The 26,859-nt window shown below is 62.2% G+C and carries 22 protein-coding genes; 16 read left to right on the top strand and 6 right to left on the bottom strand.

Annotated features, from left to right (window positions below):
• Positions 1 to 2 precede the first annotated feature (2 nt).
• The 8 genes from LPA37_RS15910 (at position 3) to LPA37_RS15875 (ending at position 8,797) form a co-directional block, all read left to right on the top strand.
• On the top strand, positions 3 to 854 hold the full coding sequence (locus tag LPA37_RS15910; protein ID WP_229013055.1) for an amidohydrolase family protein: 852 nt from the start codon (positions 3 to 5) through the stop codon (positions 852 to 854).
• A gap of 35 nt (positions 855 to 889) precedes the next feature.
• Positions 890 to 1,801, top strand: a complete 912-nt coding sequence (locus tag LPA37_RS15905) for a substrate-binding domain-containing protein (RefSeq protein WP_229013054.1) — start codon at positions 890 to 892, stop codon at positions 1,799 to 1,801.
• A gap of 68 nt (positions 1,802 to 1,869) precedes the next feature.
• On the top strand, positions 1,870 to 3,213 hold the full coding sequence (gene dctA, locus LPA37_RS15900; protein WP_228983812.1) for a C4-dicarboxylate transporter DctA: 1,344 nt from the start codon (positions 1,870 to 1,872) through the stop codon (positions 3,211 to 3,213).
• A gap of 169 nt (positions 3,214 to 3,382) precedes the next feature.
• A complete protein-coding gene (locus LPA37_RS15895) occupies positions 3,383 to 4,423 on the top strand; it encodes a porin (protein WP_229013053.1) in 1,041 nt (346 codons plus the stop codon).
• Positions 4,424 to 4,485: 62 nt separating this feature from the next.
• Positions 4,486 to 5,511, top strand: coding sequence for an amidohydrolase family protein (locus LPA37_RS15890; RefSeq protein ID WP_229013052.1), 1,026 nt, complete (start codon positions 4,486 to 4,488; stop codon positions 5,509 to 5,511).
• Positions 5,512 to 5,513: 2 nt separating this feature from the next.
• Positions 5,514 to 6,197, top strand: a complete 684-nt coding sequence (ligK, locus tag LPA37_RS15885; RefSeq protein ID WP_229013051.1) for a 4-carboxy-4-hydroxy-2-oxoadipate aldolase/oxaloacetate decarboxylase — start codon at positions 5,514 to 5,516, stop codon at positions 6,195 to 6,197.
• Between the two features lie 177 nt (positions 6,198 to 6,374).
• On the top strand, positions 6,375 to 8,315 hold the full coding sequence (locus LPA37_RS15880) for a thiamine pyrophosphate-binding protein (protein ID WP_229013050.1): 1,941 nt from the start codon (positions 6,375 to 6,377) through the stop codon (positions 8,313 to 8,315).
• Positions 8,316 to 8,326: 11 nt separating this feature from the next.
• Positions 8,327 to 8,797 (top strand): c-type cytochrome, encoded by a 471-nt coding sequence (locus LPA37_RS15875; RefSeq protein WP_228983806.1) that lies wholly within the window; start codon positions 8,327 to 8,329, stop codon positions 8,795 to 8,797.
• A 59-nt stretch (positions 8,798 to 8,856) separates the two neighbouring features.
• Here LPA37_RS15875 and LPA37_RS15870 read toward each other — a convergent pair whose 3' ends face one another.
• From LPA37_RS15870 to LPA37_RS15855, 4 genes are all read right to left on the bottom strand, one after another.
• Positions 8,857 to 9,975 (bottom strand): ABC transporter ATP-binding protein, encoded by a 1,119-nt coding sequence (locus tag LPA37_RS15870; RefSeq protein WP_228983804.1) that lies wholly within the window; start codon positions 9,973 to 9,975, stop codon positions 8,857 to 8,859.
• Positions 9,976 to 10,114: 139 nt separating this feature from the next.
• Complete coding sequence (locus LPA37_RS15865) at positions 10,115 to 10,972, bottom strand: carbohydrate ABC transporter permease (protein ID WP_229013049.1); 858 nt, start codon at positions 10,970 to 10,972, stop codon at positions 10,115 to 10,117.
• Positions 10,962 to 11,903 (bottom strand): carbohydrate ABC transporter permease, encoded by a 942-nt coding sequence (locus LPA37_RS15860; protein ID WP_407672537.1) that lies wholly within the window; start codon positions 11,901 to 11,903, stop codon positions 10,962 to 10,964. Before LPA37_RS15860 ends, LPA37_RS15865 begins: the two co-directional genes overlap by 11 nt.
• Before the next feature lie 185 nt (positions 11,904 to 12,088).
• A complete protein-coding gene (locus LPA37_RS15855) occupies positions 12,089 to 13,336 on the bottom strand; it encodes an ABC transporter substrate-binding protein (protein WP_229013048.1) in 1,248 nt (415 codons plus the stop codon).
• Positions 13,337 to 13,851: 515 nt separating this feature from the next.
• Between LPA37_RS15855 and zwf the strand changes: the two genes are divergently transcribed.
• The 5 genes from zwf (at position 13,852) to LPA37_RS15830 (ending at position 20,120) form a co-directional block, all read left to right on the top strand.
• Complete coding sequence (gene zwf / locus LPA37_RS15850) at positions 13,852 to 15,315, top strand: glucose-6-phosphate dehydrogenase (protein WP_229013047.1); 1,464 nt, start codon at positions 13,852 to 13,854, stop codon at positions 15,313 to 15,315.
• Positions 15,316 to 15,507: 192 nt separating this feature from the next.
• Positions 15,508 to 16,212, top strand: coding sequence for a 6-phosphogluconolactonase (gene pgl / locus LPA37_RS15845; protein WP_229013046.1), 705 nt, complete (start codon positions 15,508 to 15,510; stop codon positions 16,210 to 16,212).
• Positions 16,190 to 18,109 carry a bifunctional transcriptional regulator/glucokinase gene (locus tag LPA37_RS15840; RefSeq protein WP_228977146.1) on the top strand — a complete coding sequence of 640 codons (1,920 nt, stop codon included), beginning with the start codon at positions 16,190 to 16,192 and terminating at the stop codon, positions 18,107 to 18,109. Before pgl ends, LPA37_RS15840 begins: the two co-directional genes overlap by 23 nt.
• Before the next feature lie 284 nt (positions 18,110 to 18,393).
• Positions 18,394 to 18,735: a helix-turn-helix domain-containing protein gene (locus LPA37_RS15835; RefSeq protein WP_228977144.1), complete on the top strand. Its 342-nt coding sequence runs from the start codon at positions 18,394 to 18,396 to the stop codon at positions 18,733 to 18,735.
• Between the two features lie 38 nt (positions 18,736 to 18,773).
• Complete coding sequence (locus tag LPA37_RS15830; RefSeq protein WP_229013045.1) at positions 18,774 to 20,120, top strand: type II toxin-antitoxin system HipA family toxin; 1,347 nt, start codon at positions 18,774 to 18,776, stop codon at positions 20,118 to 20,120.
• A gap of 118 nt (positions 20,121 to 20,238) precedes the next feature.
• Here LPA37_RS15830 and LPA37_RS15825 read toward each other — a convergent pair whose 3' ends face one another.
• Positions 20,239 to 21,462, bottom strand: coding sequence for a Bcr/CflA family multidrug efflux MFS transporter (locus LPA37_RS15825; RefSeq protein WP_228977140.1), 1,224 nt, complete (start codon positions 21,460 to 21,462; stop codon positions 20,239 to 20,241).
• Between the two features lie 268 nt (positions 21,463 to 21,730).
• Between LPA37_RS15825 and hemL the strand changes: the two genes are divergently transcribed.
• From hemL to LPA37_RS15810, 3 genes are read left to right on the top strand one after another with little or no spacing between them, the layout of a single operon-like run.
• Positions 21,731 to 23,050: a glutamate-1-semialdehyde 2,1-aminomutase gene (hemL, locus tag LPA37_RS15820; protein ID WP_229013044.1), complete on the top strand. Its 1,320-nt coding sequence runs from the start codon at positions 21,731 to 21,733 to the stop codon at positions 23,048 to 23,050.
• Between the two features lie 25 nt (positions 23,051 to 23,075).
• Positions 23,076 to 24,224, top strand: coding sequence for a bifunctional diaminohydroxyphosphoribosylaminopyrimidine deaminase/5-amino-6-(5-phosphoribosylamino)uracil reductase RibD (gene ribD, locus LPA37_RS15815; RefSeq protein WP_228977135.1), 1,149 nt, complete (start codon positions 23,076 to 23,078; stop codon positions 24,222 to 24,224).
• Positions 24,225 to 24,256: 32 nt separating this feature from the next.
• Positions 24,257 to 24,886 carry a riboflavin synthase gene (locus tag LPA37_RS15810; RefSeq protein ID WP_228977133.1) on the top strand — a complete coding sequence of 210 codons (630 nt, stop codon included), beginning with the start codon at positions 24,257 to 24,259 and terminating at the stop codon, positions 24,884 to 24,886.
• Positions 24,887 to 24,990: 104 nt separating this feature from the next.
• On the opposite strand, the gene LPA37_RS15805 is transcribed toward LPA37_RS15810, so the two are convergent.
• Positions 24,991 to 26,754 carry a hypothetical protein gene (locus tag LPA37_RS15805; protein ID WP_229013043.1) on the bottom strand — a complete coding sequence of 588 codons (1,764 nt, stop codon included), beginning with the start codon at positions 26,752 to 26,754 and terminating at the stop codon, positions 24,991 to 24,993.
• Positions 26,755 to 26,859: the final 105 nt, after the last annotated feature.

Genomic DNA, 26,859 nt, shown 5'->3' with positions numbered 1-26,859 from the left:
TCATGTCCGTCGTCATCGACACGCACACTCACGCAATTTCCCCGGATAAACAACGCTATCCGCTCGCACCGGTCGGCGGCCATCAGTCGGAATGGTCGGCGAAGCGCCCTGTCAGCTTTGAAGGACTGCTTGCGTCGATGGACGAAGCCGGCATCGACCGCGCAGTGGTCGTGCAAGCCTCGACGGTGTACGGCAACGATAATAGTTATGTGGTCGAAGCGGTGCGCAGCCATTCTGATCGCTTCGCGGGCGTATTCTCGATCGACGTGCTGGCAGGCGACGCCATCACGCAGATGCAGCGCTGGCTGGACGCGGGCCTCTCCGGGCTGCGCCTTTTCACGACCGGCAGCACGATGCCTGGCCAGGCTGGCTGGCTCGACGACGAGCGCTCTTTCCCGGTGTGGGAATACGCGCAGCGCCACAACGTGTCGATCTGCCTGCAGATGACCTCGCAAGGCATTCCCGCGCTCCTGAACATGCTCGCGCGCTTTCCTGACATCCGGGTGCTGCTCGATCACCTCGCACGTCCCGAACTCGCTGGCGGCCCGCCGTACGAAGCAGCCGCACCGCTCTTCAGCCTCGCGTCGCATCAGGGCGTGTATCTGAAGCTCACGAACCGCACAATCGCCGAAGCCGCTCGCGGTGCCTCGACGCCCACCGCGTTCTTTCCGCGCGTACTCGACGCGTTCGGCGCACATCGCATTGCGTGGGGTTCGAATTTCCCGGCTGCTGAAGGCGCACTGCCGCAACTGCTCGCCGATGCCCGCGAAAGCCTGTCGATGCTGCCCGTCGATGCACGCGAAGCGATCTTCGGCGGTACTGCGCGCACGGTTTATCCAGCGCTCGCCGCTTGATACACCCACCTCGAACGAAACAGGAAAACCCGATTGTGAGCATCTCCACGCAACCGCTGCGCCTGAAGACCGCGCTGAAAACCTATCCGCACACACAGGCGCTGAAAACCGGTGAGCTGACCGACCCCGCCGTCGAACTCGTGTTCGAAGACATCGAGCCGATTCATCGCGCGTTCGCGCCGATGGCACGCCGTCAGGCGTACGACGTCAGCGAAATGGCAATCGTCACGTATCTGCAGGCGAAAGCCTACGGCAAACCGGTCGTGCTGTTGCCGACGGTCGTGGCCGCGCGCTTTCAGCAAGGCTGCATTATTTATAATGCCGCGCGCGGCAAACTCGACGTCGGCAGTCTCGCGGGCAGGAAAGTCGGCGTGCGCGCCTACTCGCAGACCACCGGCATGTGGGTGCGCGCCATTCTGGGGCAAACCTGCGGCGTGCCGCTCGAACAGATCGAATGGGTGACGATCGAAGGTGCGCATCTGGAAGAGTATGCCGATCCGTCTTTCGTGCATCGTGCCGAACCCGGCAAGCAACTGTTGCCGATGCTCCGCGCGGGCGATCTCGACGCCGTCATCCTCGGCAACGATTTGCCGGACGAGGTGGGACTCGAACCGCTGATCGACGATGCGGCCGCCGCCGACCGTGAATGGTACGCGCTTCATCGTTACGTGCCGATCAATCACGTCGTGGTGGTGACGAAAGCGCTGGCCGGCTCGAACCCACAAGCCGTGCGTGCGGTGTACGACCTGCTGTGCCGTGGCAAGGCAACGGTCGCCGCGGAGAACACCGGCAAACCGGACGGGCTGCTGTCCGGTTATGACGCACTGCGCGGGCCGCTTGAAGAAACCCTTGCGTTCTGCGAGCAGCAGCAACTGCTGCCGCGCAAGCTGACTGTCGACGAAATCTTCGCCGACAGCCTCGACATTCTCGGCGACGCTGCACGTTAATACCGCGTTCGTCCGTTTCACGATACTTAAGCGAACCCGAGTTCGCCGCCGCTTGACAAGGAGACATCATGAGCATGCCCGGCAAGTCCGCCGACATGAAACCCAGGGCACGTCAGCCGTTCTATCGCGACCTGTCCTTCCAGGTGCTGGCCGGCATGGCATTGGGCATCGTCACGGGCTACTTCTTCCCGAAGTTCGGCATCAATCTGCAGCCCGTCGGCGACGCCTTCATCCGCATCATCCAGATGCTGATTGGACCGATCATCTTCTGCACCGTATGCAGTGGTATCGCGGGCATCAGCGACTTCAGGAAGGTGGGGCGCGTGGCGATCAAGGCGCTCTTCTATTTTGAAGTGGTGACCTCGCTTGCGCTGGTGCTGGGCCTCGTGGTCATCAATCTGCTCAAGCCCGGTGTCGGTATGAACGTGGACATGCACAGCGTGCACTCCGCCACCGTTGAGGCATACGCTGCGAAAGCACATCACGTCGTCACCACGAGCGAATTCCTGCTGAATGTGATTCCGCACACGGCGGTCAGCGCGTTCGCCGGTGGCGACGTGCTGCAGGTGCTGTTCTTCTCGGTGCTGTTCGCATTCGGCCTCGCTGCCATCGGCGAGCGTGCACGGCCGGCGTTGAACCTGATCGACGCAATGTCGGGCTCGCTCTTCTGGATCATCGGTCTCGCGATGAAGATCGCGCCGCTCGCCGCGTTCGGCGCGATCGCCTTCACGGTCAGCAAGTTCGGCTTTGGCACGCTGCTCTCACTCGGCAAACTCGTGCTCGAGTTCTATCTGACCTGCGCGCTCTTCATCCTGCTGATTCTCTGGCCGATAGCGAAAATCAACGGCTTCAGCCTGCTGCGTCTGATGCGCTACATCGGCGCGGAGTTGCTGCTCGTGATCGGCACAAGTTCGTCGGAAACGGTTTTCCCGCAACTGATCGACAAGCTCGAACGGCTCGGCTGCGAAAAATCGGTGGTGGGTCTGGTTCTGCCGACAGCGTACACGTTCAATCACGACGGCACCTGCCTGTATTTCGCCGCAGCCGCCGTGTTTCTCGCCCAGGCCACCAACACGCCGATGAACTGGCACGACCAGCTGGTGCTGCTCGCCGTATTGCTGCTCACGTCGAAGGGCGCGGCAGGGGTGTCCGGTGCGGCGATTGCCGTGCTGGCAGCGACACTTACCGCATCAAACACGATTCCGGTCGAATCAATCGCCCTGATTCTCGGCATTCATAAGGCACTGTCCAGCGGATTCGTATTCGTCAACATTATTGGCAATAGCGTCGCCACCATCGTGGTAGCGAACTGGGAAAAGGCACTTGACCGCGTCGCGCTACGCCGCGAACTGCAAACCGGCTTCAAACCGGTCGACCCGCCGTCCGCACTCCTCAACCAGGCGAGCAACTAGCAACATATGCAACCAGGACCGGCGGCACGGATGAACGTACGCCGCCGGCCTGGCAGAAAGCCGGCAGCCAGATCCGGAAGCAGCAGTTTTATTAGTTATACGAATCGTACGACGAGGCTCTGCCATCGCCAGTCGTTCCACACATACGACATTAGATCGGAGACACACTATGAAAATAAGGATTTGGAGAACCATTGGGGTTGGACTGTCGGCCGCGGCCGGCACGCTGGGCGCAATGCCCGCGCACGCGCAATCGAGCGTCCAGCTATACGGCACGGTGGACGGCGGCGTCCGTTATCAGACGAATGCGGCAAAAGGCGGCGGCACGGTGGTGACGATGAATTCGAACGGCTACTACAGTTCGAACAAACTCGATTTCCGCGCAAAGGAAGACCTGGGCGATGGCTGGAACGCGCACTTCCTGCTGGAAAGCGGTTTCAACCTCGGTAACGGCCAGTTCGACAACACCACCGGAACGGAATTCAACCGGCAGGCCTTCGTCGGCGTCGGCAACACGAAATACGGTTCGCTGGATCTCGGTCGCCAGTACACGATCGCGCACGACATCATCAGCATTTACGATCCGTTCGGTTTCCACTTCACCCCGATCATTCCGTTGACGACCGCCTCGGACGGCACGCGCAACAACAATGACGCCAAATACAAAAACGTCGTCGGCCCGCTGCTTTTCGAAGCGGACAACTCGTTCGGCGGCGTCGCGGGAGATTTCAACAGCGGATCCACGCGCGCGGTCGGCGTGAGCTACGGTGAAGGTCCGGTCAGCCTCGGTGGCGTATATGGCCATCGCAACATCCTGACCGGCACGAACTATATCAGCGACAGTTATTACATGGTCGGCGCCGGCTACAGAATCGGCCCGGTACGTCTGTCAGGCGGCTTCATGTCCGAGGATCTGCAGAATCCGGCGGCGCCGCATCAGGTAACCAATAACGGCTTTGGCGGCCTCTCGTGGACCATCACTCCGGTCATGGTCTTCCGGGGTGCCTACTACCAGACCAACGTATCGAACGACAAGGCGAGCCGCCGGGGCCTGTCCGTGCTCTCGCTCGCCTATCTGCTGTCCAAACGCACCACGCTTTACAGCGAATTCGACTACACGTCCTACAAACACGCGGTGGCCAGCACGCTCAACCCGGCCGGCACGTCCAGCCAGACAGCGTTCACCATCGGTATCGATCATCTGTTCTAGCACGTCACGTCCACACGTTGGCGCGTGACCGATGCACGCGCCAGACTTTCCAGGAGTCACCGATGATCATCGACATCCACGGGCACTACACCACCGCACCCAGGACGCTTGAGACCTGGCGCAACCGCCAGATCGCCGCGATCGGCCAGCCGTCGGCCATGCCCGGGCCGTCCGAACTGAAGATCAGTGACGACGAACTGCGCGAATCGATCGAGACCAACCAGCTGCGTCTGATGCACGAACGCGGGCTCGATCTCACCGTGTTCAGTCCACGTGCGAGCTTCATGGCGCATCACATCGGCGACTTCGAGGTGTCGAGCACCTGGGCGGCGATCTGCAACGAGTTGTGCTATCGCGTGAGCCAGCTGTTTCCGCGGAATTTCATTCCCGCGGGGATGCTGCCGCAGAGTCCGGGGGTCGACACGGCAACATGCATTCCCGAACTGGTGAAATGCGTCGAACAGTACGGCAATGTCGCGATCAATCTGAATCCCGATCCGTCCGGCGGCCACTGGACAAGCCCGCCGCTATCCGATCGCTACTGGTACCCGATCTACGAAAAAATGGTCGAGTACGACGTACCCGCGATGATTCACGTGAGCACGAGTTGCAACGCGTGTTTCCACACGACCGGCGCGCACTATCTGAACGGCGACACGACTGCTTTCATGCAGTGCCTCACGTCGGATCTTTTCCATGATTTCCCCACGTTGCGTTTCGTCATTCCGCACGGCGGCGGCGCGGTGCCCTATCACTGGGGACGTTTTCGCGGCCTCGCGCAGGAAATGAAAAAGCCGCCACTGGAGGACCACCTGCTGAACAACGTGTTCTTCGATACATGCGTGTATCACCAGCCCGGCATCGATCTGCTTACCGAAGTCATTCCGGTCGACAACATCCTGTTCGCGAGCGAGATGATCGGTGCGGTGCGCGGTATCGATCCATACACGCAGCACTATTTCGACGACACGAAACGCTACATCGAAGCCGCCGACATGCACCCGGAGCAGCGTTTCAGGATTTACGAAGGTAACGCGCGCCGCGTCTATCCGCGGCTGCACGCCGCTCTCACTGCGCAAGGACGTTGATCATGTACGAACTCGGAGTCGTTTACCGCAGCATCACGCGCGCGGACAGTCGCGTCGCGGACGCACTCGGCACGCTCGGCAGCGCTACCGTGCATGAAGCAATGGGCCGCACCGGTCTGCTCAAGCCATATATGCGGCCGATCTATCCCGGTGCGAACGCATCGGGCACGGCCGTCACCGTGCTATTGCATCCCGGCGACAACTGGATGCTGCACGTGGCCGCCGAACAGATCCAACCCGGTGACCTGGTGGTCGCCGCGGTCACCGCCGATTGCACCGACGGCTATTTTGGCGACCTGCTCGCCACCAGCTTCAAGGCGCGCGGCGCGCGCGGACTGGTCATCGATGCGGGCGTACGCGACGTAAGCGTGCTCGCCGAAATGAACTTTCCGGTGTGGAGCAAGGCGATCTCGTCGAAGGGCACCATCAAGGCGACGTTAGGTTCGGTGAACGTGCCGGTGGTATGCGCGGGTGCTCTCGTCACGCCTGGCGATGTCATCGTCGCCGATCAGGATGGCGTGGTCGTCGTGCCCCAGGCGATGGCGGAGAAAACGCTCGAGAACGCGAACGCACGCGAGGCGAATGAAGCGCAAAAACGCGCGAGGCTCGCCTCGGGCGTACTGGGGCTCGACATGTATCAAATGCGTGAACCGCTGGAGAAACTGGGGCTGCGTTATATCGACTGACCGGCGTCGATGGCGGGTAATGGGTTGGCACAGCGTGTGTGGTGCCACACCGCGGTGTCGCCAGTCTTTTCAGACTATCGCTTTCCCATGTCATGACACTTGTCGAGGCGCTGCCGATGCAGATGCCGCGCACTGCGTGCATGAGCCGGCTTCGTGAACAGAAAAGGAAACAACGGCATGACTGGTCGACGTACGTTTTTAAAAGAGGCGCTTGTCACTGGCACGGCTGCTGTGCTCGTGAAGCCGAACGCCAGCGCGGCACAACCTGCTGCGACGGACAGCAAGCAGACGATCGGTATGCCATCTCCAGCGCTCGTCGCGGCCGAGACGCAAGCGCCTTCGCTGGATGAACCCCCCGCCGCCGACGCGGCACACATCGGCAACCCCGGCTCGGACTTCATGGTCGACCTGCTCCGGATCGCTGGCATCGACTATGTCGCCGCGATGCCGGGGTCGACCTTCCGCGGCATTCACGAATCGATTGTCAATTACGCTGGCGATAAGCGCCCGCAACTGATCGTTTGTACGCACGAGGAAGCATCGGCTGCCATTGCGCATGGCTACGCCAAGGTCGCGGGCAAGCCGATGGCATGTCTCGTTCATAGCACGGTCGGTTTGCAGCACGCCTCGATGGCGATATACAACGCGTGGTGCGACCGGGTGCCGATGATGGTGCTGGCAGGCAACATTGCCGATGCCGCGAAACGTCGTCCTGGCGTGGAGTGGTATCACACGGCTCAGGATCTTGGCGCGCTCGTGCGCGACTACACGAAGTGGGATGACTACCCCATGTCGCTCCAGCATTACGCCGAGTCGTTCATGCGGGCCTACACGATGTCGGTGACGCCACCCATGGAGCCCGTGCTGATTGTCGCGGATGCAGAGCTTCAGGAGCAGGCGGTTGCCGATCCGCGCGATATCCGTGTGCCGCCGTTACGCGAGGTCTCGCCGCCCGTGGGAAGCCCCGAGGCGCTTGCCACGGCAGCCTCGCTAATATGCAGTGCGCAGGCGCCGGTCATCGTGGCCGATCGGGCCGTCCGGACGCAGGCGGCGATGGACACACTCGTCAAGCTCGCGGAGTCGCTCAATGCACCCGTCATCGATCTGCTTGGGCGCATGAACTTCCCGACCAGTCACTACCTTAATCATTCTTCGCTGCAGGGGAGACTGCTCGGAGAAGCCGACGTCATCCTCGCGCTGGAAGTCGGCGATGTGTGGGGATTGACGACAAGCGTGCCCGACACCATTAGCCGACCATCAAAGCCGCGAGCGAAAAGGGATGTCAAGATCATCAGCATTTCGACGGCTTATCTGTACGGCAAGGCAAACATGCAGGACGCGGAACGTTATTTCGCCCCCACGCTGCCAGTCGCAGCCGATGCGGAGGCGTCGCTTCCCGGACTGCTGGATGCCGTGCTGACGACGATGACGCAGGCGCAACGCAAAGCCGTTGGCGCGAGGGCACAGCCAATGCGTGAAGCATTCGAAAAGATGCGCAACAACGCGCGCGAAGCCGCGACGCGGGCATGGGACGGCAGTCCTGTCAGCACCGCGCGTCTGTCTCAGGAAGTCTGGAATGCTATCCGGCATGAGGACTGGGCGCTGGTTTCTCCGCCGAATCCGATCAGCATGTGGCCGCAGCGGCTGTGGGATTTCACCAAAACGTATCAGTTCATCGGGTCAGGGGGCGGCTATGGCGTCGGCTACGGCGCGCCAGCCGCAGTCGGCGCCGCCCTGGCGCATCGCGACGCTGGACGCATCGCAGTCAGCATTCAGACAGATGGCGATCTGATGGTTCTGCCGGGCGTGCTTTGGACGGCTGTCCATCATGGCGTGCCATTACTCACGGTGATGCATAACAACCGGGCATGGCATCAGGAAACGATGCACATCCAGCGGATGGCCAGTCGTAGGGACCGGCACCCTGAAAGGGGCACCATTGGTACCGTGCTTCATGATCCGCCGATCGATTACGCAGCGATGGCGAAAAGCATGGGCATGTGGGCGGAGGGTCCGATATCGAATCCAGCTGACCTTGGTCCAGCGCTCGCGCGTGCGATGGAGCAGGTAAAAGCCGGCAAGCCTGCACTGGTGGATGTGCTGACCCAACCACGATAACGAACCCGTCAATGAAAGCTCATTCCGGTTTAACCGTCTGCATGGCAACGATTGCCGCGGCGGCTGTCGCCTGTGCATGGCCGATCGTGTCGCATGCCGATTCGAGTGTCGATATCGAAGCAGGCCGCGCCCTCTTCATGCAGAAAGGCTGCTACGAATGCCACGGCATATTCGGGCAGGGCAGTGTCGCGACGGGACCCGCACTGGCGCCCGACCCCATCCCGCTCCCGGCGATGCAAATTTATGTGCGCAATCCTGGAGGCCAGATGCCGATCTTTAGCGAGAAGATCCTGTCGAACGACGAGATTTCGCTGATTCATGCGTATCTGGCTTCACTACCGCCGAGTCAGCCGGCCGACAGCATTGCGCTGCTGAACAACGGCACACCGTCGGCCGGAGCATCCGGCAGCAGTTCATCCGTCTCCCGGGCTTCAAATCCGACTGCGCATGCCAAAGAAGCAAAAAACCCCAACGCGCCCTGAAACGCATCGGGGTTTTCCTCACTTCTCGCGAAAAACGTCGAACAGCGACCGCTAGCAGATCAGGCGATCCGTTCTTCGTTCGAAGGATCGAACAGAACAGCCTTCGAAACATCGAACAGCAAAGTCGTATTAGTCAGCGGCTGCGGGTTCGAAGCCGGATGCACACGGCTGACGATCCGCTTGCCGTTGACCTGCGCGAACACCAGGGTATCCGGTCCGGTAGGCTCGATCACATCGACCTTCACTTCGACCGGCTGCAGCTTGCCGCCTTCGACGTTATGCGCACTGCGGGCGTCGGTAATACGCTCAGGACGCAGGCCCAGAATCACTTCACGTCCAATGTGCGATTTGACCTTGCCCGAATCGAACGGCAGATTCAGCACGCCGCGCGAAACACCCGTATCCAGCTCGACGCCAACACCCGAACCCACTTCAACCAGCTTGCCCTGAATGAAGTTCATCGGCGGCGCGCCAATGAAGCCGGCAACGAACAGGTTCGAAGGCGAATCGTAAATGTCCTGCGGCGCGCCAAACTGCTGCACCACGCCGTCCTTCATCACCGCGATCCGGTCACCCAGCGTCATTGCCTCGATCTGGTCGTGCGTCACATACACGATCGTCGTGCCCAGACGTTGATGCAGCAGCTTGATTTCCGAGCGCATCTCGATACGCAGCTTCGCGTCGAGATTCGACAGCGGTTCGTCGAACAGGAACATCACCGGATCGCGCGCCAGCGCACGACCCATCGCCACACGTTGACGCTGGCCGCCAGACAGTTGACCCGGCTTGCGGTCCAGCAGATGCGTGATCTGCAGCGTGTTGGCGACACGCTCGACGATCTGCTTCTGCTCGGCCTTCGGCACCTTGCGGATGTTCAGGCCGAACGAAATGTTTTCGCGTACCGTCATCGACGGATACAGCGCGTACGACTGGAACACCATCGCGATGTCGCGATCTTTCGGCGACAGGTTGTTCACCGTCTTGCCGTCGATCTGGATCTCGCCCTTCGTCACGGTTTCGAGGCCGGCGATCATGTTGAGCAGCGTCGATTTCCCGCAGCCCGAGCCGCCCACCAGAATCAGGAACTGGCCGTCTTCGATGTCGATGTCGACACCCTTCAGAACCGGCACCCCGTTCGGGTAGGTCTTGTACACGTCACGGATGGAAAGGCTTGCCATGCTGTGAATCCTCTAGTCTCTGTACTGCGTCCTGTGCATCCCGCCGGCCGGTCACTATTTTCTGCACCGGCAGGACGCCTTGTTCGGGCCGCCCGCGCCGCGAAAACACGCGCCGGCAGCATGCATTGAGTCGGCTTGATCAGCCCTTGACCGCACCTGCCGTCAGACCACGCACAAAATAGCGGCCGGCGACGATGTAGATCAGCAACGTGGGCAGCGCGGCGATAATCGCGCCGGCCATGTCGACGTTGTATTCCTTCACGCCCGTCGACGTATTCACGAGGTTGTTCAGCGCCACCGTGATCGGCATCGAATCGACACCGGAGAACACGATACCGAACAGGAAGTCATTCCAGATCTGCGTGAATTGCCAGATCAGGCAGACCATGAAGATCGGCAGCGAAACCGGCATCAGGATCTTCGTGAAGATCGTGAAGAATCCCGCACCGTCAATGCGCGCCGCCTTCACGAGTTCAGCCGGAATGCTGACGTAGAAGTTGCGGAAGAACATCGTCGTGAACGCGATACCGTAGATCACGTGAACGACCACCAGACCGGTGGTCGTATTCGACAGGCCGAGCATGCCCTCGAAACGCGCCATCGGCAGCAGGATCGCCTGGAACGGAATGAAACAGCCGACCAGCAGCATCGTGAAGATCGGATCCGCGCCGCGGAAGCGCCAGTGCGTCAGCACATAACCGTTGAACGCGCCGATGATCGACGAGATCAGCACGGCCGGAATCACCATGCGCACGGAGTTCATGAAGAACGGTTGCATGCCGTCGCATCGCACGCCGGTACACGCGCCGCTCCATGCCTTGATCCACGGAGCGATCGTCCAGTGCGTGGGCGGCGTGAGCAGGTTGCCGCTGCGCAGCTGGTCGATGTCCTTGAACGACGTCGACAGCATCACGTACAGCGGGAACAGGAAATACAGGGCAAACATGATCAGGGCCGCGTAAATGACGGCACGGCTGATCGTCATCTTAGGCTGCATTGCGCGTGCTCCTCGATTCCAGATACATGAGCGGCACGAGCACGGCTACAACGGCCGCAAGCATCATGATCGACGATGCGGCGCCAACACCCAGTTGCCCGCGATTGAACGAAAACGTATACATGAAAATAGCCGGCAACGATGAAGACGTACCCGGACCACCCGCCGTCAACGCGACCACGAGGTCGAACGTCTTGATCGTGATGTGGCAGAGAATCAGCAGCACGGAGAAAAACACCGGGCGCATGCTCGGTATCACGATCTTGCGGTAGATGGTCGGCAGGCCCGCGCCGTCCATCTGCGCGGCCTTGAAGATTTCGCTATCCACACCGCGCAAACCGGCGAGGAACAGCGCCATCACGAAACCGGTGGATTGCCACACGGCCGCCACCACGATGCAGAAAATCGCCTTGTCGGGGTCGCCCAGCCAGCCAAACGAGAAGCTCGTCCAGCCCCAGTCGTGGAACACCTTTTCAAGGCCGATGCTCGGCGTCATGATCCATTGCCACGCGGTGCCGGTCACGATGAACGACAGCGCCATCGGGTACAGGAACACGGCGCGCAGCGCGCCTTCGTTGCGGATCTGCTGATCGAGCAGGATGGCGAGAAAGAGACCCAGGCCAATACAGACACCGATGAACGGAATGCCGAACCAGCCGAGGTTGGCCGCCGACGTCCAGAACACATCGTTCTGGAACAGTTCACGGTAGCGGTCGAGACCGACGAAATCGTAGTTTGGCATCAGTCGCGAATTGGACAGCGACAGATAACCGGTAATCAGGATGAAACCGTAGACGAACACAAGGCTGATCAGGACGCTGGGTGCAAGCACCAGCTTCGGGATATAGCGATCGGCCAGCGCCGCCATCGGCGACGTGCGGCGGGTGACGGAAGCCGTCTTCTTCCCGTTTCCGCTGATAGAAGCAGTCACTACTCGACTCCTGCTGAAACGATGCCGCCGGTTACGTCACGCATGAAACGCGCGATGCCGGACAGGCAAAGGTGTGACTCTCGGTGAAGCATTCAGGGCACTCGAACAACGTGCTGCGATGCTGCTGAAAGAACCTGCTGAAGCACCCGGCGCCTGCGTGGACAGGCGCCGGGCACGTCACTGCATTACTTCGTCTTCGCTGCCTTCGCGAGTGCTGCAACTGCCGTCTTCGAATCTTCCTGCGAGTTCATGAACTTCGTCACGACGTCCGAGATCGCGCCTGCTGCCGCGTCCGGTTGAGCCATGCCGTGTGCCAGCGAAGGCACATAGCCGCCCGACTTGATCGCAACCTGTTCATCCGCGTACGACTTCTTCGCGCAGTCGTCGAACTTGTCCATCGACACGCCCAGGCGAACCGGGATGGAACCCTTGTACAGGCTGAACTGCTCCTGGAAGTCCGGCGACATGATCGTCTTCGCGAGTGCCAGCTGACCCGGCGTGGCCGACTTCTGGCCCTTCTGCTGGAAGAACACAAACGAGTCGACGTTGAACGTGTACGACTTTTCCGTACCCGGCACAGCGGCGCAGACGTAATCGACACCCGACTTCTTGCCGGCGTTGGCGAATTCGCCCTTCGCCCAGTCGCCCATGAACTGCATGCCGGCCTTGCCGTTGATGACCATCGCCGTTGCCAGGTTCCAGTCACGGCCCGTGCGGCCCGCGTCGAAGTAACCCTGGATCTTGCGAACCGTGTCGAACACGTTAAGCATCTTGTCCGAGGTCAGCGTCTTCTGGTCGAGATCGACGAGTGCCTTCTTGTAGAAGTCCGAGCCTTGCGACAGCACGACGTCTTCCCACAGCGTCAGGTCCTGCCACGGCTGGCCACCCATTGCGATCGGCTGGATGCCGGCGGCCTTCATCTTGTCGGCGAGCGCGAAGAACTCCGGCCACGTGGTCGGCGCCTTGCCGCCTGCCTTGTCCAGTGCCGCCTTGTTGATGTACAGCCAGTTCACGCGGTGCACCGAGAACGGCGCGGCAACGTAGTGGCCGTCAGCGTGCATGATCTTGTCGATTTCCGGCGGCAGGTTCTTCTTCCAGTCGGCAGCCGACGCGTCGATCGGCACCAGCACGCCCTGAGCGGCCCACTCCTGAATCAGCGGGCCCTTGATCTGGGCTGCGCTCGGCGCGTTACCCGAGATCACCTGCGTCTTGAGTGCCGTCATGGCAGCCGCACCCGCGCCACCAGCAACCGCGAAGTCCTTCCACGTGTAACCTTCCTTCGTCATGTCGTCCTTGAGGACGCCGACGGCTTTCGATTCGCCGCCCGAAGTCCACCAGTGCAACACTTCGATCGACTCGGCCGCCTGAACCGCGGACACGCCACACATCAGACCTGCGGCGCACAGAGCGCCCATGATCGCGCGAAATTTCATTGCTTATCTCCTCCAGACACCTGAACAAAAAACGAATGCCCCTGCAAGAACAGGGTGCGGTGGTTTGGTCAAACAGGCAAAACAGGGCGGTCGAACGTCGGGCGGCCGATGTGCATGTACATCGCCGGCGCGCCGGTATCCGGCCGCTGGACGCTCACAAGATGAGTGGTTCGGAATGCAACTGAGTGTCTCCTCTTTTGATTTTTGCCTGCCCGCTGTGGCGCGCTGCAGACTCGAGGGCGGACCGCGCAAGATTTCGGACATCCGCTGCTGCAAGCCGCCCGGTCAACCCGGCCGGCCCATGCAGAAACGCAATGTCCGTTAGCATGCAAGGACGCTTCGCTCATTCGGGAAAACGCGCATCTCTCTCGACAGCGCACGCTTTTTTTATCGAATTAGCGTTACCTCTTGATTTGGATTGTAGTTAAACTACAATTCAGTGTCAAAAAAAATTTTATCGGACTACGGCCGCCCTTTTTTCTCACCGGCGGCCCCCAGGACATCGACGGAGACTCATGCAAACCGATTCAAGTTTCACCTTCGTTCTCTTCGGCGGAACCGGCGATCTGTCGATGCGCAAAATCCTGCCGGCTCTGTATGAAGCGCACCGTGCAGGCGGCATGCTGGCTGAAAGCGGCAGGATCGTGGCGGTCGCGCGTCACGCGGAAGACCGTGACGGTTACCTGCAGTGGGTCAACGAAAACGTTAAATCGCACGTCTCGAAGAACGGCCTCGATGAAGCCGCATGGGCGAGCTTCCTCAAGCGCATCGATTACGTGAAGCTCGATCTCGGCAAGCCCGAGGACTTCGCGCTGCTGCGCGATGCCGTGAGCGAACTGCCCGGCATCCGCGTGTTCTATCTCGCGACGGGCCCGTCGCTCTTCGTGCCGATCTGCCGCGCGCTCGCTTCGGTGGGCCTGAACGAAAACGCCCGCATCGTGCTCGAAAAGCCGCTTGGCTACGACCTGAAGTCGTCGAACGCGATCAACGATGCCGTCGGCGAAATCTTCGCGGAAGAACAGATCTACCGCATCGACCATTACCTCGGTAAGGAGCCGGTGCAGAACCTGCTGGCGCTGCGTTTCGGTAACGCGCTCTTCGAGCCGCTGTGGCGTCGCGAATGGGTCGAGAGCATCCAGATCACGATCGCGGAAGAGCTGGGCGTCGAAGCGCGCGGCGACTTCTACGACAACACCGGCGCGTTGCGCGACATGGTGCAGAACCATTTGCTGCAACTGCTTTCCATCGTCGCGATGGAGCCGCCGCATTCGATGGATTCCGACTCGGTCCGCGACGAGAAGCTGCGCGTGCTGCGCGCGCTCAAGCCGGTCGACGAGCGCGATATCGGCAAGGTTGCCGTGCGCGGCCAGTATCATGCGGGCGGGATTCGCGGAACGCCGGTGCCGGCGTACGCGACCGAACCCGGTGTGAAAAAGGACAGCACGACGGAAACGTTCGTCGCGCTCAAGGTGGAAATCGAGAACTGGCGCTGGGCCGGCGTGCCGTTTTTCCTGCGCACCGGCAAGCGGCTGGCGGATCGCGTCGCGGAAATCGTCGTGAATTTCAGGCCGGTGCCGCATTCGGCGCTGGGTTCCCCGGCGTTGCGTCCGGGCGCGAACCGTCTCGTGATCCGCCTGCAGCCGAACGAAACGATCCGTCTGTATTGCCTCGCGAAGCAGCCGGGCGAAGGCATGAACCTCGCCAGCGTCCATCTGGATCTCGCGTTCGACCAGTTCTTCCGCGAAGGCCAGATGGAGGCGTATCAACGTCTGCTGCTCGATGTGATCAACGGTCGCCTCGCGCTTTTCGTGCGCCGCGATGAACAGGAAGCCGCATGGCGTTGGGTCGAGCCTATCCTGAACGAGTGGAGCAGCGCGAACAGGCCGCCCAAGCCGTACGCGGCTGGCACGTGGGGACCGGCCGCGTCGAGCGCGATGCTCGCGCAGCACGGCACGTGCTGGCTGGAAGAAGAGAACTGACGTCGCATTAACGGTCAGGGGCACGCGCAGGTCCGCGTGCCCCTGACCGTTGCAACGCCGCACTGGAAGTATCGAGCCAGCCGACGTATCTGGCCTCTGCCTTGCGACGCAGCACATCGCGTATCGCGCACCGGCGGAAATATGGCGGGCTTACACTTTCGCAAACCTACAAGAAAGCAGCATGGAGGAGAAGTGATCGAGCTTCACGCTTTCGACGACCAGCAGGCCCAATCCGGCGCGCTGGCGAAAGCGGTGGGCGACGCGTTACATGCGTCCCTTGCCGCGCAGGCGAACGCGCCCCAGCCTGGCGCGCGCCGGGCGACGCTTGCAGTATCCGGCGGCGCCAGTCCGCGCCCGTTTCTGCAGACATTGTCGACCTGTCCTTTCGACTGGGCGCACATCGATGTGACGCTGGTCGACGACCGTTGGGTGCCCGAAACCGACGCCGCCAGCAATTCGCGGCTCGCGCATGAAACGCTGCTGAAGAACGCCGCGGCCGCCGCCGCGTTCTGGCCGCTCGTCGACACCGCACAGACACTCGACGCCCACATCGCCGCCCTGAACGCCGACGCCCTGCGCCGCGTGCCGGACGTCGCGATTCTCGGCATGGGCGAAGACGGCCACACGGCCTCGATCTTCGCCGACGCGCCCGAGTGGGACCACGCGATCACGACGCCCGAGCGTTTCGTCGCCGTGCATCCGGGCAGTGCGCCCCATGCGCGTGTGAGCTGGTCGCTTTCCGCGCTGCAACAGGTCAGGCATCTGTATCTGCTGATCGCCGGACCGCGCAAGCTGGAGGTGCTGCAACAGGCCGCCGCTGCGCCACAAAAAAATGCCATCTCGAAGTTGGCGAACGACAAGGGAGTGAGACTCGATGTCTACTGGTGTGCAAACTAAGGCTGTCCCGGGCGCGGGCCAGCACGCCGACGGACCGAGACTGCTCGCGGACATCGGCGGCACCAACGCGCGTTTCGCGCTTGAAACCGGTCCCGGTGAAATCACCCAGGTGCTGGTGTATCCGTGCGCGGAATACCCGGGCGTCGCCGAAGTCATCAGGAAGTATCTGAAGGACACCAAGATCGGCCGCGTGAATCACGCGGCGATCGCGATTGCGAACCCGGTCGATGGCGACCAGGTCAGCATGACCAATCATGACTGGACGTTTTCGATCGAAGCGACACGTCGTGCGCTCGGCTTCGATACGCTGCTGGTCGTCAACGACTTCACCGCGCTCGCGATGGCGCTGCCGGGCCTGACCGACGCGCAACGCGTGCAGGTCGGCGGCGGCGCGCGTCGTCCGAACAGCGTGATCGGCCTGCTCGGCCCGGGCACGGGCATGGGCGTATCGGGTCTGATTCCCGCCGACGACCGCTGGATCGCGCTCGGCAGCGAAGGCGGTCACGCGACGTTCGCGCCCGCGGACGAACGCGAGGACATCGTGCTGCAATACGCGCGCAAGAAGTGGTCGCACGTGTCGTTCGAGCGCGTGGCCGCGGGCCCGGGCCTCGAAGTGATCTATCGCGCGCTCGCCGGCCGCGACAAGAAACGCGTGGCGGCCAATGTGGATGTGGCGGAAATCGTCCGGCGCGCGCTCGAGGAAAACGAGCCGCTCGCACTGGAAACCGTCGACTGCTTCTGCGGCATTCTCGGCACGTTCGCCGGCAATATCGCGGTGACGCTCGGCGCGCTCGGCGGCATCTATATCGGCGGCGGCGTCGTGCCGCGACTCGGCGAATTCTTCGCGAAGTCGTCGTTCCGCAAGCGCTTCGAGGCGAAAGGCCGCTTCGAGGCGTACCTCGCGAATGTGCCGACGTATGTGATCACGGCGCAGTATCCGGCGTTCCTCGGTGTGTCGGCGATTCTCGCGGAACAGCTGTCGAACCGCGCGGGCGGCAGTTCGTCGGCGGTGTTCGAGCGTATCCGCCAGATGCGCGATGCGCTGACGCCGGCTGAACGCCGTGTCGCGGATCTCGCGCTGAATCATCCGCGTTCGATCATCAACGATCCGATCGTCGATATCGCGCGCAAGGCCGACGTGAGCCAGCCGACGGTGATCCGTTTCTGCCGCTCGCTCGGCTGCCAGGGTCTGTCCGATTTCAAGCTGAAGCTCGCCACGGGCCTGACCGGCACGATTCCGGTGAGCCACAGCCAGGTGCATCTCGGCGACACCGCGACCGACTTCGGCGCGAAAGTGCTCGATAACACCGTATCGGCGATCCTGCAGTTGCGCGAGCATCTGAACTTCGAACACGTCGAGCGCGCGATCGATCTGCTGAACGGCGCGCGACGCATCGAGTTCTACGGCCTCGGCAATTCGAACATCGTCGCGCAGGACGCGCACTACAAGTTCTTCCGCTTCGGCATTCCGACCATCGCGTACGGCGACCTGTACATGCAGGCCGCTTCGGCCGCGCTGCTCGGCAAGGGCGACGTGATCGTGGCCGTGTCGAAGTCGGGACGCGCGCCGGAACTGCTGCGCGTGCTCGACGTTGCAATGCAGGCCGGCGCGAAGGTGATCGCGATCACGTCGAGCAACACGCCGCTGGCGAAGCGCGCGACCGTCGCACTGGAAACCGATCACATCGAAATCCGCGAATCGCAGCTTTCGATGATCTCGCGCATCCTGCACCTGGTGATGATCGACATCCTGGCGGTGGGCGTGGCGATCCGTCGCGCGATGCCGAGCCCTGAGGTAAGCGAAGCCGTCACCCGCGTGCGCGAACGCGCCGACGACGATTCGACCGCCGTGCTCGACTGGTTGAGCCACGGCGCGGCGTCTTCGGCAAAAGACTGAGTTTTATCCTTACCTGAAATCCCCCGAAACTGAATGGTTTCGGGGGATTTGCTTTTGCTGGCTGGAGATGTCCGCGGAACACGGTGAGCCGTCTCGCCGCTGCGGCAGGGTCAGCAACTCGCGCTCGCATTCCCGGTTTGAATGCTCGTAAAATCGAGCATTATTAGCATAATGCTCGATTTTACGAGCATAACTCCGCAAACGAGAATTTGACACGCGACGCTTGATAGCCCAATATGCTCGATATATCGAGCATTAGGCTCATAATGAGCGTTTTAACGAACATGAAGGTCACCCAGGCTTCCAACCTCACGCCGCGCCTCCTCGAGCAGAGCAGGCGCCTTGGGGAACTGCTCGCACGCCTGCGCATCGCGCGCGGCGTCAAACAGACCGACGCGGCATTGCGCGCCGGTCTGTCGCGCAACACCGTGTATCGCATCGAACACGGGGATCCCGGTCTTGCCATCGGTCAGGTGCTGCGGTATCTGGACGCCATCGCACCCGGCACGTCACTTGAAATCCTGTATTCGGAAAAAGACCCGGCGCTGGCGGCGTTAGCGGCGCGCGAGCGCAAATCCCGGGTGCGCGAGATGAGCGCAGCCGAGCGCGACGAACTGAATTTCTAGTTATTCACGTCACTCTGCTGAGCCGAAAAAGGAACCCGATGCCAACTCGCGAATCAAGGCTGACAGCTTTTGCCAACATTGGCGCGCAATGGGCGCCATGCGGACAACTCGTCTTGACCGAGGAGGGCTCGAACCTTATCGCATCGAGCTTCGCGTATGGCCTGAACTACCTCAAACGCAATGACGCACTGGAGGTGGACCCGGTCAGCCTGAGCATTGCAGACAGGACTTCCATTTCAGGCAAGTACCTGCTGCCGGTCAACGCCCTTAATTTTTTTGGTGGTATCCGCGACGCGGCGCCAGATTCATGGGGACGGCGCGTTATCGAGGCCAAGCTCAAGGCGCCACCGAACAGCCTGGCTGAATCGGAGTATCTCCTGCACGCGGGAAGTGATCGCGTGGGAGCGCTCGACATCCGTCGCAGCCGGACGGATTTGCCGACGACGGGCGTGAGCAACTGGCACACCCTGAGCCATCTGATGGAAGCTGCGCAGCGCATCGAGGATGGTCTGCCCGTTCCGGCCCATCTGGAAGCCATTTACGTGGAGGGCACCGCTCTGGGTGGCGCGCGCCCGAAGGCCTCCGTTCGCGATGAGCAAGGCGTGCTATGGCTTGCCAAGTTCGCAAGTCGCCATGACCGGTTCGATATTCCGGGCATCGAGTACGCCGCGCTCAGAATGGCGGAGAAAGCAGGGTTGAGGGTGCCGCCCGTGAAAACGCTGTTCCTCGGCAAGCGCCGCATCATGCTCATCCGTCGGTTCGACCGCTACTGGATGGTGCCAGGCGGCTCACCGGCGCCGCACGCCGACCTCCTCGAGCTCGGGGCCGGCGATGGGCGAGCTGAACATCGCTCGGGGTTTGTCAGCGGCCTCACGCTTCTGGCGTGCGACGAGACCGAGTCGCGCGACAAGTCGTATGCCGATCTGGCCGACGCGATTCGGAGATACTGCCATCCAGGCGTGATTCGCGATGACAACGCTGAGCTCTTCAAGCGCATGGTCTACAACATCTTCGTCAGCAACGACGACGATCACCTGCGCAACCACGGCTTCATCTGGGATGCCGCGTTGCCCGGCTGGCGGCTAAGCCCCCTTTACGATGTGCTGCCTCGCGCGAGCAATGCCACCGAGCGCTATCTCCACCTGAGCATCGGCAACGATGGGAGACTGGCCACGCTCGACAATGCCCTCGGCAGCCACGACAAGTTCACGCTGTCGCGGCGCGCCGCCAGTCAGTTGATTGCGGATATCTGGCGCGTGGTGCGGGAGTGGCGAGTCTACTTCGAGGAGTTCGGTATCGACGCCGCGGAGATGGATAAAGCCGCACCGGCGTTTCGCCACATCGACGATATCTCGACGCCGGAGCTGCGCAAGTTGTTGCCCTGATATGTTTCACTGAATACCACTGCGCCACCCACGCCCGGCAGTTGCCACCATCCCCGGTTTTATCGTGCGATCTCGTACGAAGGAAGCGCACGGCGTCCTATCGCGCGGGTCGCCTGCGTCAGGCCGCGTGCGCGCCGGGCAACGGCCGGTCGTGCCAGCGCAGCACGAGCCAGCGGCCAAGCAGGCACAGCAACCCGGCTGCGCCGATCGTGACACCCATGCCCTTCGGCGTTCCATCCTGCCAGAGCCCGACCGCGAGACTCGCGAGCGCGCCGAGCGCGAGCTGCACGGCGCCAAACACAGCGGCGGCGGCGCCCGCGTTACGCGGATAGCGGTGCATCAGTTCGGTCGTGCAGTTGGCCGACAGCAGCCCGACCACGCCAACCACGAAAAACAGCCCGGCAACGATCGACCACAAGCCGCCCCATCCCGTCAGGCACACCAGCGCCACGAAGAACGACGCGCCGCAACTGATGCCCGCGGCCACCGAGATCATCGGCATCGGGCCGTGCCGGCCGACCATCCGCGTATTCATGAAGTTGCCGAACATGATGCCGATGATGTTCAGCCCGAACAGAAAGCCGTAGTGTTGCGCCGAGACGTGGAAGTATTCGATGTACACGAACGGCGTCGCGGTGATGTACGCGAACATCGAAGCGAACGCCATGCCGCCGCACAGCATGTGTCCCCACGCAACCGGATCGCGCAGCAGCTTGCCGTACGCCGCGAACGACTGCAGCACCGCCGACCCTGCGCGCTTCTCACGCGGCCAGGTTTCCGGCACGCGCATGAACGCCGTTACCGCGCAGACCGCGCCGAACGTCGTGAGCGCGACGAACACGACACGCCAGCCGCCCAGCAGCAGCAACTGCCCGCCGATCAGCGGCGCGAGCAGCGGCCCGATCGACGTGACGATGGCCAGCATCGACAGCACGCGGGCGGCTTCGGTGGGTTCGTGCGCATCGCGGGCGATCGCGCGCGCCAGCACGGATGCGGCGCCCGCGCCGAGCGCCTGGACGAAACGGAACATCATCAGTGAGCCGATCGAGAACGACAGCGCGCAGACGACGCTCGCGAGCGTGTACATCACGATGCCGCCGAGCAGCACCGGCCGGCGTCCGAACGAATCCGACAGCGGGCCGTATAGCAGCATGCCGATCGAGAAGCCGAACATGAAGCTCGTCAGGGTCGACTGCGCGGCGCCCGCGCTGACGGCAAACGCCTGCGCGATCGACGGCAGGCTCGGCAGGTACATGTCGATGGAGATGGGCCCGCATGCGGCAAGCGCACCGAGCAACAGAATCAGCCGGCGATCGGGCCGGCCTCTGGCAGCGAGAGACATGGAAATCCAGATGGGGCGGCCCGCCAGGGCAATCAGCGAGCGGCAGGAACGACGGGGTCAGTGTCTGCGCATTGTACGCGACGCCTAAAAGCGCCGTTCGCGATCCGTCCCTGCCCCGCGCCCGGCCCGAACGACGCGACTCCGGTACAATTTCGTCACCATCCAGCCGCCGCTGGCGCCAGCATCGGCGAGCGCACCGCCGCGCTTCCGTGCGCCAGCCGCGCGTGCTTCACGATCAGGCAGATCACTTTCAGCAGGTCCAACGTTCATGTCCAGCACCTCCAGCTCTTCCAGCATTTCCAGCACACCCCGCAGCGAGGCACTCTTCGAGCGCGCCCAGCGCACCATCCCGGGCGGCGTCAATTCACCCGTGCGCGCGTTCCGCTCGGTCGGCGGCACGCCGCGTTTCATCGAGCGCGCGCAAGGCGCGTACTTCTGGGACGCCGACGGCCAGCGCTATATCGACTACATCGGCTCCTGGGGGCCGATGATTCTCGGTCACGTGCATCCGGAAGTGCTCGAAGCCGTGCAACGTGTGCTGGCAAAGGGTTTCTCGTTCGGCGCGCCGACCGAATCCGAAGTCGAAATCGCCGAGGAAATCTGCAAGCTGGTGCCTTCGATCGAACAGGTCCGCATGGTATCGAGCGGCACCGAAGCGACGATGAGCGCGCTGCGTCTCGCGCGCGGCTTCACGAACCGCAGCCGCATCGTCAAGTTCGAGGGCTGCTATCACGGCCACGCCGACAGCCTGCTCGTGAAGGCGGGTTCCGGTCTGCTGACGTTCGGCAACCCGACCTCGGCGGGCGTGCCGGCCGATATCGCGAAGCACACCACCGTGCTCGAATACAACAACGTCGCCGAACTCGAAGAGGCGTTCAAGGCGTTCGGCAACGAAATCGCCTCGGTGATCGTCGAGCCGGTCGCGGGCAACATGAACCTCGTGCGCGCGACGCCCGGGTTCCTCGCTGCACTGCGCCGCCTGTGTACCGAATACGGCGCCGTGCTGATTTTCGACGAAGTGATGTGCGGGTTTCGCGTCGCGCCCGGCGGCGCGCAAGAGGTGTACGGCATCACGCCGGACCTCACATGCCTTGGCAAGGTGATCGGCGGCGGCATGCCGGCGGCCGCGTTCGGCGGACGCCGCGACATCATGGCTCACCTCGCGCCGCTCGGCGGCGTGTACCAGGCGGGCACGCTCTCGGGCAACCCGATCGCCGTCGCGGCCGGGTTGAAGACGCTGCAACTCATTCAGGCGCCCGGGTTCTACGAAACGCTTTCCGCGCAGACGTCGCGCCTCGCGAAGGGTCTCGCCGAAGCAGCCCGCGAAGCCGGCGTGCCGTTCGCGGCCGATTCGCTCGGCGGCATGTTTGGTCTCTACTTCACCGATTCGATTCCCGCGAGCTTCGCGCAGGTCACGAAGAGCGATGTGCCGCGCTTTAATGCGTTCTTCCACAAGATGCTCGAAGCGGGCGTGTACTTCGCGCCATCGGCGTATGAAGCGGGCTTCGTGTCGATCGCGCACGACAACGCCATCATCGACGAAACGATTGCCGCCGCGCGCCGCGCGTTTGCCGCGCTCGCGGCCTGAACCCCCTCTACCCAAGTCGTCGCCGATGTTCTCGCAAACCGATTTCGTCCATATGGAACACGCGCTCGCGCTGGCTAAGCGCGGGATGTACACAACCGACCCGAATCCGCGTGTCGGCTGCGTGCTGGTCAAGAACGACGAGGTAATCGGCGAAGGCTACACGCAGCCCGCCGGTCAGGACCACGCCGAGATTCGCGCGTTAAAGGATGCGCGCTCGCGCGGCCACGACCTGCGCGGCGCCACTGCCTATGTGACGCTGGAGCCGTGCAGTCACTTCGGCCGCACGCCGCCTTGTGCGAGTGCGCTGATCGATGCGCAGGTCGAACGCGTGATCGCCGCGATGGAAGATCCGAATCCGCAGGTGTCGGGCCGCGGTCTTTCCATGCTGCGCGACGCCGGTATCGAAGTGCGTTGCGGACTGCTCGAACACGAAGCGCGCGAGCTGAACATCGGTTTCGTGTCGCGCATGACGCGCGGCCGGCCGTGGGTCCGCATGAAAGTCGCGGCTTCGCTCGATGGACGCACCGGCCTGCCATCCGGCGAAAGCCAGTGGATCACCGGCGAGGCAGCGCGCGCCGACGGTCACGCGTGGCGCGCGCGTGCTTCGGCGATTCTCACGGGTATCGGCACGGTGAAGGAAGACAATCCGCGCATGACCGTGCGCGCCGTCGATACGCCGCGCCAGCCGCGGCGCGTCCTGATCGACAGCCAGCTCGACGTGCCGCCGGAAGCGCAGATCCTGGTCGGTGCGCCGACGCTGATCTTCTGCGGCAATCTCGACGAGCGTCACACGGAGCGCGCCGAAGCGCTGCGCGCGCGCGGCGCCGAGATCGTGCAGATGGCCAACGCGAACGGCAAGGTCGATCTGCCCGCGATGCTGAAGGCGCTGGGCGAACGCGGCGTGAATGAACTGCACGTCGAGGCGGGCTACAAGCTGAACGGCTCGCTGCTGCGCGAAGGCTGCGTCGACGAACTGCTGATCTATCTCGCGCCAAGCCTGCTCGGCATGGATTCGATGAGCATGTTCAACCTCGTCGCGCCCAGCTCGCTCGCTGGACGCACGCAACTTCGATTTCATGGCATCGATCGCGTCGGCGACGACCTGCGGATTCTCGCGCGCTTCGCGCCGCCCGCCGCGTCCGGGACGCCCGAAGCCACCGACGCTTCGCACTGAGCACACTGAATACACGTAAAGGAACCAGCACGATGTTTACCGGAATCGTCGCGGCCGTGGGCCGCATTGAATCAGTCAAGCCACTCGGCAACGATGGCGATGCGGGCGTGCGCCTGAACATCGAAGCCGGCGCGCTCGATCTCGACGACGTGCAACTCGGCGACAGCATCACCGTTCAGGGTGCGTGCATGACGGTCGTTGTAAAGACCACGCATTCGTTCGAAGTCGACGTGTCGCGCGAAAGCCTGAATTGCACCGCGGGCCTGGGTGAACCGGGCGAAGTGAATCTCGAGAAAGCGCTGCGTGCGCATGACCGCCTCGGCGGTCATATCGTTTCGGGGCACGTCGATGGCCTCGGCACGGTCACGCATTTCGCGCCGGTTGGCGAATCGCATGAACTGCGCGTGCTCGCACCGCGCGACATCGGCCGCTATCTGGCATTCAAGGGGTCGATTACCGTGAACGGCGTGAGCCTGACGGTGAACTCGGTCAAGGATCGCGACGACGGCTGCGAGTTTTCGATCAACCTGATTCCGCACACTGTGGAAGTGACGACGCTCAAGAACCTGCGCGCGGGTTCGAAGGTCAATCTGGAAATCGATCTGATTGCGCGGTACACCGAAAGAATACTGTCGTCGGCGTCACCCATAGCGCGCAGCTAACCGCTGCGGCTGCCCTCGCTGCGCAACCGCTTTGTCGCTGCGTGCAAGTCGTCCATTGGGCGACTTCGGAACCCCCGGCTTCGTTGAACCCGGCGTGGCAGATGTCAGACCGTCACGCCGAACCCGAGCTTGCGGACAAGGCTCCGAAATTTTTCCTCGTGCTCAAGCCTGACCACCAGCTGCCGCTCGCCGGCGCGTAGACACAGACCAGTTGCTTCCTTCGCATCCGCCACCATCGAAGCGATCTTTTCGTTCTCGCAATCAATCAGTAGCACGGTTCCCAGGACTTTGAGCGCTTTCCCCTGCTGCTCGGCAGCCTTTGAGAACGACTCCACTGTTTCAGGCAACGGTTGATCTTCTCGTGCCTCGAGAAACACCCGAAGCTCGCCAATATCGAGCCCTTTCTCGATGGCACCAACGGCCCTTTGAAGGTCCAGACGCCACCTATTTTCCGCCTGTTCCTCTGCCCACGTAGCCAGCGTCAGCATTTCGTCGATTGAGAGCCGTCCGTCGACGACATTCACTTGCAAACTCGGCAACACAGCAAGCTTGACGCTCGGCACAACAGGAGGAGGCGCGTACTCGTCGTTCAGTCCGAGGCAATATGCACCGAGCGAGCTAACGCGGAAATACATCAGGCCATCGTAGCGGCTCAGATATTCCAGGTCGTCGGTCCCCCACATCCAGCGATAGTCGTCACGCACGCCGGCGGGCTCAATATAGGCGACATCGACCACACCGAGGGCCGCTGCGTACTCGAACAGCACGCAAAGAAGATATCGAAACTGCAGAATTGACCAGTCGTGGTAACCGTCGTGGCCCAAGTTACCGTATTGCGGTTCGCAGATATAAAGGCTCCAGGGATCATTCGCCACTTCAAATTTACGCCCAGTCGCCTCCATGAACCGGGAAAGGTCGTCAACGCCGACCCAGGCTCCGATCGGGCAGTCCCTCAGCACTTCACTGATCACAGTACGACGCGGCGCTACCGCGGTCATCGCTCGCGCTTTGGACTTTTGCCCCTTGATGACATCGATGCGGCTAAATTCATCGAACAGATTGGTCTTCAGCCATTTGTTCCAGATCGCTCTCAAGACCATGGCTGGCGCGGACGTCAACGCTTTTCGACCAGCGACACTCAAAGCCAGTTTGCTGCCGTTTCGTTGCACCAGCCCTCCTGCCTGAAGCAGCAGCGGCCAAGAAAACGCCTTGAGCGGACCGGTGCGCGGGTCAGAGGTACCGCCGGCCGGCCGATAGAAATCCCCATTGGCAAGGTGCTCCGTCAGCAACCGCAACGTAGCGCTTCCGGGCAGCGACGTTTTCTCGCTCGTCTGAACCTTCCCCTGGTCCGCCAGTCGCAGCAAAACCGGAAGATCGACCAATGCATCGAGTTCCGTACGCCTCACAGTCAGCTGCTTTTCGCCGATCTTTTCGGGCAGCGCGCCGACCGGGCTCAGCCTAACGGGTGCAGGCTCATGTACGAAACCGCGCAGCCGTTCACCGAGTTCGAATGGCAAGCTGTAGCGACCGGCCTCGTAATACAGGAAAAGACCCAGCGCCGTCGGCTGCCCGCGGTAGGAATAGCGCCGGCCGCCCTCGTCGACGGTGAAATCCGGCAATCTCCCGTATTTCGCTCGAAACCGCTTCGCATCGAACACCCCTCGCTCAGCGTACGTAGCTTCGGCAACAGCCATGCGTTGCGTATCGTCCAGGCGATCCCAAAGCGCGCGCAGCCCATCGCCATCGAGACTCTTCAGGATCTGCCCGATCAGTTGGTCTTTCTTTCCAGTCAGCGTCGTATCAGGCAGCCAGCGCATAAGCGATTTCAGCTGGTCCACGGTGAGGCGCAAGAGCACGTCGTTCAACATATCGATGGTGGGTTTGGTCTGGCAGGTGCAAAGCAGGTGACTGGCATTATCGCCGACCGTCAGCTGGTCGGTGGTCGCCGCTACCGGGCTGCCCTCCGGTCCGAT

Source organism: Paraburkholderia gardini (genome assembly GCF_907164545.1).
Lineage (GTDB): Bacteria > Pseudomonadota > Gammaproteobacteria > Burkholderiales > Burkholderiaceae > Paraburkholderia > Paraburkholderia gardini.
The sequence above is the reverse complement of the archived record's forward strand: the minus strand, read 5'-3'. Positions and strand labels throughout refer to the sequence as shown.

Coding starts and splice junctions, on each gene's coding strand:
- zwf (WP_229013047.1), top strand. CDS start 13,852: ATGCAAACCGATTCAAGTTTCACCTTCGTTCTCTTCGGCGGAACCGGC.
- LPA37_RS15895 (WP_229013053.1), top strand. CDS start 3,383: ATGAAAATAAGGATTTGGAGAACCATTGGGGTTGGACTGTCGGCCGCG.
- LPA37_RS15875 (WP_228983806.1), top strand. CDS start 8,327: ATGAAAGCTCATTCCGGTTTAACCGTCTGCATGGCAACGATTGCCGCG.
- LPA37_RS15870 (WP_228983804.1), bottom strand. CDS start 9,975: ATGGCAAGCCTTTCCATCCGTGACGTGTACAAGACCTACCCGAACGGG.
- LPA37_RS15830 (WP_229013045.1), top strand. CDS start 18,774: ATGCCAACTCGCGAATCAAGGCTGACAGCTTTTGCCAACATTGGCGCG.
- LPA37_RS15855 (WP_229013048.1), bottom strand. CDS start 13,336: ATGAAATTTCGCGCGATCATGGGCGCTCTGTGCGCCGCAGGTCTGATG.
- ligK (WP_229013051.1), top strand. CDS start 5,514: ATGTACGAACTCGGAGTCGTTTACCGCAGCATCACGCGCGCGGACAGT.
- ribD (WP_228977135.1), top strand. CDS start 23,076: ATGTTCTCGCAAACCGATTTCGTCCATATGGAACACGCGCTCGCGCTG.
- LPA37_RS15805 (WP_229013043.1), bottom strand. CDS start 26,754: ATGTTGAACGACGTGCTCTTGCGCCTCACCGTGGACCAGCTGAAATCG.
- LPA37_RS15880 (WP_229013050.1), top strand. CDS start 6,375: ATGACTGGTCGACGTACGTTTTTAAAAGAGGCGCTTGTCACTGGCACG.
- LPA37_RS15910 (WP_229013055.1), top strand. CDS start 3: ATGTCCGTCGTCATCGACACGCACACTCACGCAATTTCCCCGGATAAA.
- LPA37_RS15865 (WP_229013049.1), bottom strand. CDS start 10,972: ATGCAGCCTAAGATGACGATCAGCCGTGCCGTCATTTACGCGGCCCTG.
- LPA37_RS15810 (WP_228977133.1), top strand. CDS start 24,257: ATGTTTACCGGAATCGTCGCGGCCGTGGGCCGCATTGAATCAGTCAAG.
- dctA (WP_228983812.1), top strand. CDS start 1,870: ATGAGCATGCCCGGCAAGTCCGCCGACATGAAACCCAGGGCACGTCAG.
- LPA37_RS15840 (WP_228977146.1), top strand. CDS start 16,190: ATGTCTACTGGTGTGCAAACTAAGGCTGTCCCGGGCGCGGGCCAGCAC.
- LPA37_RS15825 (WP_228977140.1), bottom strand. CDS start 21,462: ATGTCTCTCGCTGCCAGAGGCCGGCCCGATCGCCGGCTGATTCTGTTG.
- LPA37_RS15835 (WP_228977144.1), top strand. CDS start 18,394: ATGAAGGTCACCCAGGCTTCCAACCTCACGCCGCGCCTCCTCGAGCAG.
- LPA37_RS15890 (WP_229013052.1), top strand. CDS start 4,486: ATGATCATCGACATCCACGGGCACTACACCACCGCACCCAGGACGCTT.
- hemL (WP_229013044.1), top strand. CDS start 21,731: ATGTCCAGCACCTCCAGCTCTTCCAGCATTTCCAGCACACCCCGCAGC.